Source organism: Bradyrhizobium diazoefficiens USDA 110 (assembly GCF_000011365.1).
Classification (GTDB): domain Bacteria; phylum Pseudomonadota; class Alphaproteobacteria; order Rhizobiales; family Xanthobacteraceae; genus Bradyrhizobium; species Bradyrhizobium diazoefficiens.
This window is the reverse complement of the sequence record NC_004463.1, coordinates 3,112,105-3,125,123: the sequence shown is the minus strand read 5'-3', so window position 1 is coordinate 3,125,123 and position 13,019 is coordinate 3,112,105. Positions and strand designations below refer to the sequence as shown.

The following is a 13,019-nucleotide window of genomic DNA, read 5'->3' as shown; positions in this document are numbered from 1 at the left end:
CGAGCGCAAGGGCGGCGCGCGGGGCGCCTACACCACCGTCCTGTGCCGCGTAATGCAGGTGCGCAGCACCTCGTCCATCGGCTTGGCCCACCAGTCGTTGGAGAAGATCTCGATCTCGGAATAGCCGGCAAAACCCTGCGCCTCGACCGCTTTGCGCACCGATTTGATGTCGATGACGCCGTCGCCCATCATGCCGCGGTCGTTGAGGATGTCCCTGGTCGGCACCAGCCAGTCACACACATGGAAGGCAAGCAGCCGATCCCTGCCCGCGCGCGCGATCTGGCTCATCAGCTCCGGGTCCCACCAGATGTGATAGACATCAAGTGCGACGCCGAGCATGCCGGTGCGGCCGGGGTCGAGCCGGTCGCAGATATCGAGCGCCTGTTTTGTGGTGTTCACGCAGGCGCGGTCGGCGGCGTAGGCGGGGTGCAGCGGCTCGATGGCCAGCGGCAGGCCTGCCTGCCTGGCATAGTCGAGCATGTCGGCAAGCGCCTCCTCGACCTGCCCGCGCGCGGCCGCGATGTCCTTCGACGGCTCGCTCCCCGGCCGTGAATATTGCGGCAGGCCGCCGACGACGAGGACGATGCACGGCGCGCCCAGCGCCTTGGCTTCATCCACGCAGCGCCGGTTGTCGTCGCGCACTTCGCCCCGGCGCGAGGCATCGGAGGTGAACATGCCGCCACGGCAATAGCCTGACAGCTCGAGGCCGGCATCGCGCACCGCGCGCGCGGCACGGTCGAGACCGACGGATGCGACCTGGTCGCGCCAGGGGTCGATGGCGCGGATGCCGTGCTTCGCACAGGCATCGATGATCGCGACGAGGTCACCCTGCTTGCGGACCGTCGCCGTATTCAGCGACAGCCAGCGGTGGTCGGAAGAGAAATCGCGCATCAGGATTCGATCCCGTGCGAGGCCAGCACCGTCGTCATCCGCCGCGTCGCCAGCTCAGGATTGGCGAGCAGGCCGGCCTGATCGGCCAGCCGGAACAGCTCGGCCAGATGCAGCATCGAGCGCGCGCTCTCCTGCCCGCCCACCATGGTGAAATGATCCTGATGGCCGTTCAGATACGCCATGAACACCACGCCGGTCTTGTAGAAGCGCGTCGGCGCCTTGAAGATGTGGCGCGACAGCGGCACGGTCGGTCCCAGCACGTCGTGGAAGCCGGCCTCGTCGCCGGCAGCCAGCCGCGACAGCGCATAGGACGCCGCCGGTGCGATAGCGTCGAAGATGCCGAGCAGCGCGTGCGAAAAACCTTGGCTATCGCCGGCGATCAGCTCCGCATAGTTGAAGTCGTCGCCGGTGTACATCCTGATGCGCTTGTCGAGGCGACGACGCATGTCGATCTCGCGCTGCTTGTCGAGCAGCGAGACCTTGACGCCGTCGACCTTGGCGGCGTTGGCGTTGATGACGGCCACCGCAACATCCATGGCCTTGTCGAGGTCCTTGGTACCCCAATATCCCGTCAGTGCAGGATCGAACATGTCGCCGAGCCAGTGGATGATCACGGGCTCGCGGACCTGCGACAGCACGCGGTCATAGACCTTCGCATAATCGTCGGCATTGCGGCCGAGCTTTGCCAGCGCGCGCGACGCCATCAGGATGATGCGGCCGCCGACCTTCTCGACCGCCGAGATCTGCTCCTCATAGGCCCGGATCACATCGTCGACGGTCCTGGCATCCTCCACCGCGAGATGGTCCGTGCCGGCGCCGGAGAACACCAGCGCGTTGCGGCGCTTGGCGGCGGCGACCGAGCGCGTGATCAGCTCCAGCGAGGTCGGCCAGTCCAGCCCCATGCCGCGCTGCGCGGTGTCCATGGCTTCGGCGACGCCGAGACCGAGGTCCCAGACATGCTCGCGGAAGGCGATGGTCTTGTCCCAGTCGACGGCAACCGAAAGCCAGGGATCGTTGTCGGCGAAGGGATCGGCGACCGTGTGCACGGCGGAGAACGCGATGCGGTTCAGCGGGCCTTCGAGCCTCGCCGGGAACGTTCGCGAGGCCGCGAGCCGGTAGGTCTCGATCGAGCGGTCGGCTTTCGGCAGCTTGAGCGACAAGGACGAAATTGAAGGAGCAGGCTTGGGCAGGACGGGCTTGTTCATGCTTCCCTCCTCAGGCCTTGATCGGGGCGACGTCGATCCAGCGCCGCTCCTTCCAGCTCTTCAGCGCGCATTCGGCGAGCTGCACGCCCTTGGCGCCTTCGAGCAGCGTGAACTTGTAGGGCGCGTCCTCGTAGACGTGACGGATGAACATCTCCCACTGTTCCTTGAAACCGTTGTCGTAGGAGACGTTGTCCGGCAGCTTCTGCCAGTCGCCGTAGAAATCATGCAGCCGCTTCTCGTCCGGATTCCACACCGGCCGGGGCGTCGCCTGCCGCGCCTGGATCATGCAATCGGAAAGGCCGGCGACCGCCGAGCCGTGCGTGCCGTCGACCTGGAAGGTGACGAGGTCGTCGCGATAGACGCGCGTCACCCAGGACATGTTGATATGGGCGATGACGCCGCCCTCGAGCTGGAAGGTCGCGTAGGCGGAATCGTCCGCGGTCGCCTTGTACTTCTTGCCCTGCTCGTCAAAACGCTCGGGGATGTCGGTGTTGCCGATGCAGACCACGCTCTGGACGTTGCCAAAGAGGTTGTCGAGCACGTAGCGCCAGTGGCAGACCATGTCGAGGATGATGCCGCCGCCGTCCTCGTCGCGGTAGTTCCAGGACGGCCGCTGCGCCTCCTGCCAGCCGCCCTCGAACACCCAATAGCCGAACTCGCCGCGCACCGAGAGGATGCGGCCGAAGAAGCCGGAGTCGCGCAGGAAGGCGATCTTCTTCAGGCCGGGCAGGAACAGCTTGTCCTGCACGGTGCCGTGCTTGACGCCCTTGGAATTGGCGAGCTTGACGACCTCGAGGGCCTCTTCAAAGTTCGTCGCGATCGGCTTCTCGCAATAGACGTGCTTGCCGGCATTGATGGCCTGGGTCAGCAGGCCCGGCCGCGCCTGCGTGGTCGCGGCGTCGAAGAACATGGTGTCGTTCTTGTCGGCCAGCGCCGCATCGAGGTCGGTGGTCCAGCGCGCGATGTTGAAGCGCTTTGCAAGCGCCTCGACCTTCTCGGCGCTGCGGCCGACCAGGATCGGATCGGGCATGATGCGGTCGCCGTTCTTCAAGCGGACGCCGCCCTGGTCGCGGATCGCGACGATCGAGCGGATCAGATGCTGGTTGAGCCCCATGCGGCCGGTGACACCGTTCATGATGAGGCCGAGGCGTTGGGTGGTCATGCCAATTGCTCCTGAAGTGATGTTGGCTGTTCGAGCGGGCGGAGCGCGGACCAGTCCGGATGGACCGACGTCGCAAAGCCCGCCGCATGAAGCGATCCCGTCAGGAGATCGCCGTCGTGAATGGAGAGACGGATGCCCTGCCCGGCATCGGCGTAGAGATCGGGATGCGCAGCCGCGAAGGCCGCAGCTTCGGCGGCCGGCGTGTCGCCGAAGCCGTCGACGTAGTGGTGGCCGTTCCGTTCGGCGTGGGTGACGCCGAGGAAGGCACCGAGTGCGAGGTCCTGCTGCACGGCAAGGCCAGCCTGGCAGGTGAGGTCCTCGCCGGTGACGAAGAACTTTTCGCCGCCCCCGCTCCATTTTGCCGCGCGCGTGGCGCTGACGATGGACTTGTAGAGCCCCTTGCAGGATTTCGAGGAGATGCCGTGATAGCCGAGAGCCCGAGCGGCAGGGAAGGCATCGTAGGAATCATCGGCTTCATCGATGATGAAGCCGCGCGCGGCGAGCGAACCGAGCGGCGACTGCCGTGTAATGTCACGCGGCATCGGCTGTTCGACATAGAGCAAGCGAGAAGCGATCGGCCGCAAGTCGGAATCATGATCGAGCCGATCCATCAGGGCCTGCAACGCCGCGAGATCGGCGTATTGCTCGTTCGCATCGAGCGTCACCTTGTAGCTGCGCCCAAGTGTATCGAGCTCCTTGCCGATCCGCGCCAATCGCGCTGCATCGGCTGCGGGATCGCCCGACAGCTTCAGCTTGAAGTAACTCGCGCCGGCGTTCTCATGAGCGTCGGCGACGCCGCCCTTGCCCTCCACGGTATCGTCGAGGCCGACGGTATGCCTGATAGCAACGCGCGGCAACGGCTTCCGACTGGACAGAAACGCCGCGATCTCCGCGTCCTTCAGGTCGGGCGATAGTCGCGCATCGATGCCGGCAACGTTGCCGGCCATTCCGTCGAAAAAGCCGGTCTCAACGCCGCGCAGCAGCGCATCGAGGATCGCCTTGTCGATCTCCGCCAGGCCATAAGCCGCCGCAAGCGCCGGAATGTTCTTCTTCGCGCAGGTCGCGATCTGGGCACCAATGCACGCGGCATGCAGATCGAACGCCGTCAGGAACCCGGTCCGCGCCAGATAAAGCCCGCGCGCAATTTCCAGGGATCGTCGCAGACCGTCGACCGTCTGCGCCGGAGAAAACTCCGGCCGCTTGTCGAACCATTTCGGCACCAGCAGCTCGGCGCTGGCGCCGACGGCGCTTCCCCTGCCCTCGACCTCGATCTCGACCCGCACGAACAGCTGCGTCGTCGCGTTGATGGTGATGGCGCCAAAGCGGAACGGCCGCGCGAACTGCACGGGACGTTCGAAGAAGGTGATATCTCGAAGCTTCAGGCGCGGCGCCATGGCTTTAATCCAATGCCCCTTGCGAGAAGAAATGCTTGCGGATGCGCTGCACGAGCTCGGTGAAGACCGGGTCGGCCATCACGTCGAGCGAGCGCGGGCGCGGCAGCGGCACGTCGTAGATCGCGGCGACCGCGCCGGGACGCTCGGTCATGACCAGCACGCGGTCCGCGAGGAACACCGCCTCGGGAATCGAATGCGTGATCAGCAGCACCGTCTTCTTCGTCTCGCGCTGGATTCGCATCAGCTCAACATTCATGCGCTCGCGCGTCAGCGCATCGAGCGCGCCGAACGGCTCGTCCATCAGCATGATCTTGGGATCGTGCACCAGCGCGCGGCAGATCGAGGCCCGCTGCTGCATGCCGCCGGAGAGCTGCCACGGCAGCTTCTTCTCGAAACCTTCGAGCCCGACCAGCTTCAACAGCGCCTTGGCGCGGTCGAGATATTTTTGCCGCGGCAACCGTTTCATGTCGATCGGCAGCATCACGTTGGACAGGATGTTGCGCCAGGGCAGCAGCAGCGCGTTCTGGAACACGATGCCGACATTGCCGTGCGGCTTCGTCACCTTCTCGCCCTCGACCAGGATCTCGCCTGACGTCGGCGGCAACAGCCCCGAGATCAGCTTGAGCAGCGTGGACTTGCCGCAGCCGGACGGGCCGACCACGACGAAGAACTCGCCCTCGTTGATGTGGAAGTCGAGCGGCCGCAGCGACGGCACGTCGCCGTCGCGCGTCCGGTAGGTCTTCGACACGCCTGATAGCTTGATGCCCGACGCCTCGCCGGCGGCCCGGTCGCTCACCAGTCTCAGATGCGCGGCCGGCTGGCTAGCGTCGTTCGGTCTTGTTGCTGGGTTCATCTAACCAGGTCCACTCGACGATATGCCCGTCATTCCGGGGCGCCCAAAGGGCGAACCCGGAATCTCGAGATTCCGGGTCTGGTCCTTCGGACCATCCCGGAATGACGGTGTGTGTCGCTCACGAGCCGCTCTTCGGCAGATAGTCGTTGGTGTAGAAGGCCTTCGGGTTGTCCTTGGCCTTGGCGTCGAGCCCGCCATATTCGACCAGCAGGTTGACGGTCTCGGTCATGTTCTGCTCGGTGACCTGGAACGGCCGCTTGCTCTTGGTCGCCGCGGTCCGGTAGAGCGGAATGGTCAGCTCGAAGCCCTGCGTCAGCGTGTCGATCTTGCCGCCCTTCGGGTTGGCATCGAGGATCGACTGCGCCGCGGCCTTCGGCTCCTTCTCGGCGGCCTCGACCGCCTTGGTCGTCGCCGACATGAAGCGGCGGACGAGATCGGCGTTGGCCTTCACATAGTCGGAGTTGGCGATGATGCCGGAGGAAACCATGTTGATGCCGTAGTCGGCGAACTTGATCGGATAGACGTCCTTGCCGGTGGCATCCTTGATCTTCATCGACTGGTCCATGACGTAGCCGAGCAGCAGATCGGCCTGGCCGTTGATGACTGCGTTGAGCTTGGTCTGGCCGTCGCCCGCAACCGTCTGGAAGTCGCTCTCCTTCAGGCCGGTCTTCTTCAGGAACAGCGGCCAGATCTGGGTCATGGAGTCCGCCGGCGTGATCGCCACCGTCTTGCCCTTGATGTCCTCGGGCTTCCTGATGTTCTTGTCGACGAAGCCCATGGCGGACATCGGTGAGGTCTGGAGCAGGACGCCGGTCGCGACCACGGGCGCGCCCTTGATGGCGGCGCGCATCATGGTGGGCACGTCGACATAGCCGAAATCGGCGGTCTTGGCGGCGACGGCCTGCGTGGTCGCAGCCGAGCCGCGGCCTTCCTGGATCTCGAGATCGATGCCCTCGGCTGCATAAATGCCCTTGGCCTTGCCGTAATAGAACGGCGCGTGCTCGCCATAGACGTACCAGTTCAGCATCACCACGACCTTGTCGGCCGCCTGCGCCGGCATCGCCGCGAACGCCATCAGCGCCACCGATGCAGCCCCAATCCACCGCTTCATCGTCACTCTCCCTTGTCGTTATGTTTCGGCCGTTGGTGGCCGTTGCTTAAGTTAAGAGGCGAAAATCACGTCCTCGCGCTGGCTGACATGCCAGGGAATGACCAGCTTCTCGATCCGGTCCACGATCCAGAACAGCACGACTCCGAGCAGCGCGAGGATCACCAGCGCTGCGAACATCGTCGGCAGGTCGAACGTGCCGATCGAGCGCTGCATGACGTAGCCGATGCCGGAATTGGAGCCGACGAACTCGCCGACGACGGCGCCGACGACAGCAAGCGTCACCGAGACCTTGAGGCCTGAGAAGATCGCCGGCAGCGCATGCGGCAGGTTCACCGCACGGAACACCTGGAAGCGGCTGCCCTGCATCGCGCGCGCAAGATCAACCATGTCAGGATCGACCGATTTGAAGCCCTGCACCGCCGAGACCACCACCGGGAAGAAGCCGAGGAGAAAGGCCGAAATCACCTTCGGAATGATGCCGAAGCCGAACCAGACCACGAACAGCGGCGCGATCGCGATCTTCGGCACGGACTGCGAGAACACCAGCAGCGGATAGACGTAGCTCTCTACCGTCTTCGAGCCCGCGATCAGCATGGCGACGGGAATGCCGAACAGCGCCGACAGCAGGAAGCCGCAGACCGTCGCATAGGTGGTCGGCCAGGACTGGCGCAGCAGTTCCGGCCATTCGGTGCGCAGCACCGCGATGACATCGCCCGGCGACGGGATCTGGTAGGCGGGAATCCTGAACAGCCGGATCGCCAGATCCCAGGCGATCACGATGAAGACCAGGAACAAGAACGGCCGAACCCAGGCCGCATTCAGCATCTTGGACACCGCACTCTGCGGCTTCAATTCAGCCACGTCTCACTCCCGGCATTCTTCTTCGTTCTCGTTCGTTCTTGGGAGAAATTAACTCGTTGGATAAATACTGTCCAGACCTTTCCCTGTGGCGTTTTGCGCCGGGGGTTCCGCAAATTCAGTGTCGTCCCGGCGAAGGCCGGGACCCATAACCACAGGACAAAGTTTGGCGAAGGCCGGCCGTTCGGGATTGGCACCACGCGCAACCGATGGATCACGCGGTATGGGTCCTGGCTTTGGCCAGGACGACGATGGGGAAAGAGTTTGCCTTAAACCGTCTGCACCACCGCGGCACGCTTCTTCGGCGCCTTGACGATCTCCAGCAACTCCGTGGACCGCCCCGTCAGCGCGGCCAGCACGAGGCCGGCCATGTGCGCGAGGCGCTCATCCTTGGCGTCCTTGGCCAGCAGATCGCGGCCGAAGATCACGCTCAGCGTCGCCGAGTTCGAGAGATAGAAGAAGCTCAGCGCCGCGATCGAGATGTAGAGCTGCACCGGATCGACCGCGACCTGGAAGTCGCCGCTCTCGACGCCACGCCGCACCACGGTGCCGATCATCTCAACGAAGGGCGAGTGCATCGACTTGACCTTGGTCGAGCGCTTCAGGTGCTTGGCGCGTGCGAGGTTCTCGGTCTGGAGCAGCGAGAGGAACTCGGGGTTGCGCAGGAAATAGCCCCAGGTGAATTCGATCAGGCGGCGGATGGCCTCGGGCGGATCGAGATGTTCGAGATCGAGCCCGCGCTCCTCGCTGCGGATCTTGTCATAGGCGCCTTCGAGCACCGCGAGATAGAGCTCGTCCTTGTTGCCGACGTGATAGTACAGCATGCGCTTGTTGGCGCCGGCCTTGGCCGCGATGCGGTCGACGCGCGCCCCGGCAAGCCCATGGGCGGAAAACTCCTGCTTGGCGGCCTCGAGAATGCGCAGCCGCATCCCCTCGGGATCGCGCTGCCATTTCAGAGTTCTCTTTGCCTTTGCCAAACCGGGTGCTCGCTGGGGGTTCTCAAAGTACGCGTGTAACACGCGGGCGCGCGTTTGAGAATATTTCGTCATTCCGGGGCGCGCCCGCTTGGGCGCGAGCCCGGAATCCATCGTGCAGCAGGGTCAATGGATGAATGGATTCCGGGCTCGTCGCTGCGCGACGCCCCGGAATGACTCCATCTCAATCCGCCGGCTTCGGCGACCGCTCCAGGAGCACCGTCTGGATGCCGCAGGTGCCGTTCCGCACCGTCATGATCCGCGTGCCCGGCTTGCGGCCGTTGCGCACCTCGGTGACGTCGAGGCCGCTCGCGATCAGGCGGGCGCGCGTGGCGTCGATGTCGGCGACCCGCCAGCTCAGGCCCCAGAGACGGTCATGCGCGAGGTCACCGCCCGCCACAGGACGGCGCACCACCTCGACGATGAGGTCGCCGCAACGGAAGAACATCAGCTGGCCCCAATCCTGGTGCGAACGGTCGAGCGCGAGATCAAGCCCGAGCCGCGCGCCATAGAGCGCGGCGGCGCGCTCGGAATCCTCGGTGGTGATCACGACGTGGTCGAGCGCGTCGATCGGCGCGATGTCGGTCGCGACCGATCTGGGGCGCTCCTCGGCAAGCTCGAGGAAGAACATCCGCACGCCGCGCGTGAGTTCGGTGGCGGCGCGCGTGCGTTTCCAATGCAGGACGGCATCGGATTCAGAATCGCTGCTTTCGACCTCGGCAACCGGATCCGGCTTCAGGGCCACCCGCTCCAGCCGCCGGTGCATCCTGCTCATGTCTGCGACACGAAAGCACAGGCTGGCGAGCACGCCCTCTTGGTCGTCGAGCAACGCGCGCATCCGGTCGGCGGTCACGCTGAAACCGCTCGGCGCCATCAATTCGATCGTCATGTTCTCGAGAGTGAACAGCACCCGGTCGGCCCCCTCACCCGAGTTCTGCCAGGCCGGCGCGCGGCCGAGCAGCGTCTGATAGGCCGCCTTGGCTGCACCGATATCCCTGACCAAAGCGACGACGTGATCGAGGCCGGTGATCATGTTCCCTCCCTCCCGACGGAGCCGGAACCGAACGTCCTGGGGGCGTCGGCTCTGCCCGGGCAACGCTGGCCCTGCCACGGTCGTATTCCGGCCCCATACCGACCTCAAGCGCCTATCGCCATGACTCTGCAAATATTTTGGCTCTGCGAATATTTTTGGCTCCCGCCGAAGCGGTGCTAAGGTAAGCAGCCGGCCGGGACCACCCAGCGCATCACGGACAACCAATGCAGGCTCTCTTTATCGGACAGACCTATATCGACGTCGTCTTCCTCACCGACCACATGCCGACCGGCGACGAGAAGCACGTGGCGACCGACTACGCGGTCTCTTTCGGCGGCAATGCGGTGACGGCGGCGTTCTGCTGCGCCAAGCTCGGCATCGTGCCCGACCTGATCGCCACGGCGGCCAATGACTGGCTGGGGCGCATGTTCCAGGACATGTGCGCGAAATACGCGATCTCGCTGCATGCGCGAAAGGTGAACCAGTCCTCGCTGTCCTTCATCATGCCCAAGGACGGCAAGCGCGCCATCGTCCGCTGCCGCGACGACGAGCACATCCATCCGTTCCCGATCCTCAATCTCGGCGGCTGCCGCGCGCTGCACATCGACGGCCACCAGCCCGATGCGGCGATCCACTATGCAAAAGTCTGCCGCGAGGCCGGCATCCTGACCTCGCTCGACGGCGGCGGCCTGCGCACCAACACGCACGAGCTCCTGGAATTCATCGACGTCGCGATCGTCGCCGAGCGCCTTTGCGAGCAGATGGACCTGACGCCGGAGAAGATGCTCGATTACCTGAAGAGCCGCGGCTGCAAGATCGGCGGCGTCACCATGGGTGAGAAGGGCCTGCTCTGGTACAACGAGACAGGCGCGGTCGAGATCATGCCGGCGATGCCGATCCCGCGTGAGCGCGTGATCGACACCAACGGCGCCGGCGACGTCTTCCACGGCGCCTATGTCTATTCCTACCTCGCCCATCCCGGCAAAAGCTGGCGCGAGCACTTTGATTTTGCCCGCGCCGCTTCGACGTTCAAGATCCAGCGGCTCGGCAATGAGGCCGGCTTGCCGACCCTTGTCGACATCGCCAAGGTCAGGCACGAGTTCGAGGTCAAGGCCTAGTCTTCGCAGAGGTTCAAATGGGGCGCGTCTACGTCGCCGGCAGCATCAACATGGATGTGGTGGCGACGGCCGACCGCCATCCAAAAGTCGGCGAGACCGTCGCCGGCAAGCAGGTGCTGTATTTCCCCGGCGGCAAGGGCGCCAACCAGGCCGTCGCGGCCTCGCGGCTCGGCGCCCGGACCACGCTGATCGGCCGCCTGGGCAAGGACTCATTCGGCACCGAGCTGAGGGCGTTCCTCGCCGGTCAGGGCATCGATCTCGGCTACGTTCAGGAGACGGCGGAGGCGCACACCGGCACCGCCATCATCACGGTTGCGGCGGCCGACAACACCATCGTGGTCATTCCCGGCAGCAATGCGCTGGTCGGCGCCGACGACGTCAGTGTCGTCCCGCTCGTCAAAGGCGATGTCGCCATCAGCCAGTTCGAGATTCCGCTCCCCACGATTGCCGCCTTCTTCCTGCGGGCGCGGGCGGCGGAGGCCACCACGCTGCTGAACCCGGCGCCGGCACAAAAATTTGGCCACGAGCTGCTTGAGCTGGTCGACATCCTCGTGCTGAACGAGACCGAGCTCGGCTTCCTCGCCGGCACCGAGCTGTCCGACAACGACGAGGCCGCGCGGATCATCCAGGTCGCGCGGCAGCTTCAGGCGCGCGAGGACCAGACCATCTGCGTCACGCTCGGCAAGCGCGGCGTGCTCGCCCTCGCCGGCGACCAGGAGTTTGCGGTGCCCGGCCGCGTGGTGAAGGCGGTCGACACCACCGGCGCCGGCGATTGCTTCGTCGGCGCGCTCGCGGCGCAACTCGCCGACGAAGTCCCCCTGCGCACGGCGCTCGCCTTCGCCAACGCCGCCGCCTCGATCAGCGTGCAGCGCATGGGCGCGGGGCCGTCGATGCCGACGGCCGCGGAAGTGGCGGCCGTTCTGTAGAGCGTGGCGCTTCCTCCGCCTCTCCCCGCCTGCGGGGAGAGGGAGTAGAGTTCACGCCAGCGCGCTCTTCAGGTCAAAGCTCTCGTCCGCGGCCTGCTCCGGCGTGATCGAGCGGTCCATGCCCTGCAATCTGCGGCCGAACATGTGATCGCCGGCGCGGTTGATGGACTCGATGCCGACCAACTTGTCGCCCCTGTAGCAGAACGCCGAGAACGCCTTTTTGGCGGGATCGCCGCGCAGAACGACGCGATCGTAGCCGGTGGTGAGGCCCGCGATCTGGAGCTTGTCGTCACCCTGGTCGCTCCAGAACCAGGGATGGCTGTCGTAAGGCTTGCGGTCGCCGGTCAGCCGGGCCGCGAGGCAGCGGGCGTGATCGGTGGCGTTCTGCACCGATTCCAGCCGCAGCGAGCCGCCGAAGCGCGGGCTGGCGAACAGCGCGCAGTCGCCGATCGCCGAGATATCAGGATCGGCCGTCGAGAGATATTCGTCGACGATGATGCCGGCAGCGACCGGCAGCCCCGCCTCGGCCGCGAGCTCGATGTTCGGCAGCACGCCGACGCCGACCACGACGAGGTCGGCGGGCAGATGCCTTCCGTCGCTCAAGGAGACGCCGGTGACCCTGCCGTCCTCGGCCTCGATACTGGTAGCCTGCACGCCGAGATGAATGCGGATGCCGGCCTCACGATGCCGCGCCTGAAAATACGCCGAGACCTCTGATGTCACCGCGCGCGCCATCACGCGCGGGGCGAGCTCGAGCACGTCGACCTCCAGCCCCTTGATCCGGGCCGTCGCTGCGAATTCGAGGCCGATGAAGCCGGCGCCGATCACCACCACCCGCGTCCTCGACGGCATGATCTTTCGCAGCGCCTCGCTGTCGTCGAGAATGCGCAGATATTTGACGTCGGGCAGGTTGGCATTGGGCAGATCGAGCAGCCGGTTGCGCGCGCCTGTCGCCAGCACGAGGTGGCCGTAATCAAGCATCTCGCCCGATGCGAGATGCAGCCTGCGCCCGGCGCGGTCGATCGAGACCGCGCGGCCCGCGATCAGCTCGATCTTCTGATCCGCATAGAATTTCTCCGGCCGGAACATCAGGCTCTCCGGCCCGGCCGAACCCTTGATGTACGCCTTGGACAGAGGCGGCCGCTGATAGGGCAGATGCGCCTCGTCGTTGATCAGGCAGACGCGGTCGGAAAAACCCGCCTGCCGCAGGGATGCCGCGACCTGGTAGCCGCCATGGCCGGCACCGACAATGATCACCGGACCGCCAGTCATTGGAACAGCCCACTTCCGGAGACACGAGCGTGACCCATGTCGTCTCCTCTCATGCTGATATTGGCTTGGCTAGCCTAGGAGGAGCCGGCGCTCGTGTCCGTCCCTCAACGAAGGCGGCCCCATTTGAGCCTATCGTTCCGCCTTGCGCAAGAGCGGCGCGCGGGGATTGTCTCCCCTCGCCTTCTGCGATTTAGTTGCACGAACGACCTCATGCCGGGGATT

The 13,019-nt window shown here is 65.2% G+C and carries 12 protein-coding genes; 2 read left to right on the top strand and 10 right to left on the bottom strand.

Features of this window, described 5'->3' with window-relative positions; all coding sequences use genetic code 11:
* Nucleotides 1-27: 27 nt before the first annotated feature.
* The 9 genes from BJA_RS14090 to BJA_RS14050 form a co-directional block, all read right to left on the bottom strand.
* Complete coding sequence (locus tag BJA_RS14090; protein WP_011085626.1) at nt 28-891, bottom strand: sugar phosphate isomerase/epimerase family protein; 864 nt, start codon at nt 889-891, stop codon at nt 28-30.
* Entirely contained in the window at nt 891-2,096 is a 1,206-nt protein-coding gene (locus BJA_RS14085; protein WP_011085625.1) for a dihydrodipicolinate synthase family protein, read from the bottom strand. The genes BJA_RS14090 and BJA_RS14085 overlap by 1 nt, the downstream gene beginning before the upstream one ends.
* A gap of 10 nt (nt 2,097-2,106) precedes the next feature.
* Complete coding sequence (locus BJA_RS14080; RefSeq protein ID WP_011085624.1) at nt 2,107-3,258, bottom strand: Gfo/Idh/MocA family protein; 1,152 nt, start codon at nt 3,256-3,258, stop codon at nt 2,107-2,109.
* The gene (locus tag BJA_RS14075; RefSeq protein ID WP_011085623.1) at nt 3,255-4,652 is read right to left on the bottom strand and encodes a hypothetical protein; all 1,398 of its coding nucleotides are present in this window, start codon (nt 4,650-4,652) and stop codon (nt 3,255-3,257) included. Before BJA_RS14075 ends, BJA_RS14080 begins: the two co-directional genes overlap by 4 nt.
* A 4-nt stretch (nt 4,653-4,656) precedes the next feature.
* The gene (locus BJA_RS14070; RefSeq protein WP_011085622.1) at nt 4,657-5,505 is read right to left on the bottom strand and encodes an ABC transporter ATP-binding protein; all 849 of its coding nucleotides are present in this window, start codon (nt 5,503-5,505) and stop codon (nt 4,657-4,659) included.
* Nucleotides 5,506-5,623: 118 nt separating this feature from the next.
* A complete protein-coding gene (locus BJA_RS14065; RefSeq protein WP_038965807.1) occupies nt 5,624-6,616 on the bottom strand; it encodes an ABC transporter substrate-binding protein in 993 nt (330 codons plus the stop codon).
* A gap of 51 nt (nt 6,617-6,667) precedes the next feature.
* The gene (locus BJA_RS14060; protein WP_011085620.1) at nt 6,668-7,477 is read right to left on the bottom strand and encodes an ABC transporter permease; all 810 of its coding nucleotides are present in this window, start codon (nt 7,475-7,477) and stop codon (nt 6,668-6,670) included.
* A gap of 266 nt (nt 7,478-7,743) precedes the next feature.
* On the bottom strand, nt 7,744-8,451 hold the full coding sequence (locus BJA_RS14055; RefSeq protein WP_171463747.1) for a TetR/AcrR family transcriptional regulator: 708 nt from the start codon (nt 8,449-8,451) through the stop codon (nt 7,744-7,746).
* A 181-nt stretch (nt 8,452-8,632) separates the two neighbouring features.
* Nucleotides 8,633-9,481, bottom strand: coding sequence for a VOC family protein (locus BJA_RS14050; RefSeq protein ID WP_028174812.1), 849 nt, complete (start codon nt 9,479-9,481; stop codon nt 8,633-8,635).
* 224 nt (nt 9,482-9,705) lie between these two features.
* Here BJA_RS14050 and BJA_RS14045 point away from each other — a divergent pair, with 224 nt between their 5' ends.
* On the top strand, nt 9,706-10,599 hold the full coding sequence (locus tag BJA_RS14045) for a sugar kinase (protein ID WP_011085617.1): 894 nt from the start codon (nt 9,706-9,708) through the stop codon (nt 10,597-10,599).
* 17 nt (nt 10,600-10,616) lie between these two features.
* Nucleotides 10,617-11,525 carry a ribokinase gene (locus BJA_RS14040; RefSeq protein WP_011085616.1) on the top strand — a complete coding sequence of 303 codons (909 nt, stop codon included), beginning with the start codon at nt 10,617-10,619 and terminating at the stop codon, nt 11,523-11,525.
* Between the two features lie 51 nt (nt 11,526-11,576).
* Here the strand turns inward: BJA_RS14040 and BJA_RS14035 are convergent, their stop codons facing one another.
* Nucleotides 11,577-12,797 (bottom strand): NAD(P)/FAD-dependent oxidoreductase, encoded by a 1,221-nt coding sequence (locus BJA_RS14035; protein WP_011085615.1) that lies wholly within the window; start codon nt 12,795-12,797, stop codon nt 11,577-11,579.
* Nucleotides 12,798-13,019 lie beyond the last annotated feature (222 nt).

Coding starts and splice junctions, on each gene's coding strand:
- BJA_RS14090 (WP_011085626.1), bottom strand. CDS start 891: ATGCGCGATTTCTCTTCCGACCACCGCTGGCTGTCGCTGAATACGGCG.
- BJA_RS14085 (WP_011085625.1), bottom strand. CDS start 2,096: ATGAACAAGCCCGTCCTGCCCAAGCCTGCTCCTTCAATTTCGTCCTTG.
- BJA_RS14080 (WP_011085624.1), bottom strand. CDS start 3,258: ATGACCACCCAACGCCTCGGCCTCATCATGAACGGTGTCACCGGCCGC.
- BJA_RS14075 (WP_011085623.1), bottom strand. CDS start 4,652: ATGGCGCCGCGCCTGAAGCTTCGAGATATCACCTTCTTCGAACGTCCC.
- BJA_RS14070 (WP_011085622.1), bottom strand. CDS start 5,505: ATGAACCCAGCAACAAGACCGAACGACGCTAGCCAGCCGGCCGCGCAT.
- BJA_RS14065 (WP_038965807.1), bottom strand. CDS start 6,616: ATGAAGCGGTGGATTGGGGCTGCATCGGTGGCGCTGATGGCGTTCGCG.
- BJA_RS14050 (WP_028174812.1), bottom strand. CDS start 9,481: ATGATCACCGGCCTCGATCACGTCGTCGCTTTGGTCAGGGATATCGGT.
- BJA_RS14045 (WP_011085617.1), top strand. CDS start 9,706: ATGCAGGCTCTCTTTATCGGACAGACCTATATCGACGTCGTCTTCCTC.
- BJA_RS14040 (WP_011085616.1), top strand. CDS start 10,617: ATGGGGCGCGTCTACGTCGCCGGCAGCATCAACATGGATGTGGTGGCG.
- BJA_RS14035 (WP_011085615.1), bottom strand. CDS start 12,797: ATGACTGGCGGTCCGGTGATCATTGTCGGTGCCGGCCATGGCGGCTAC.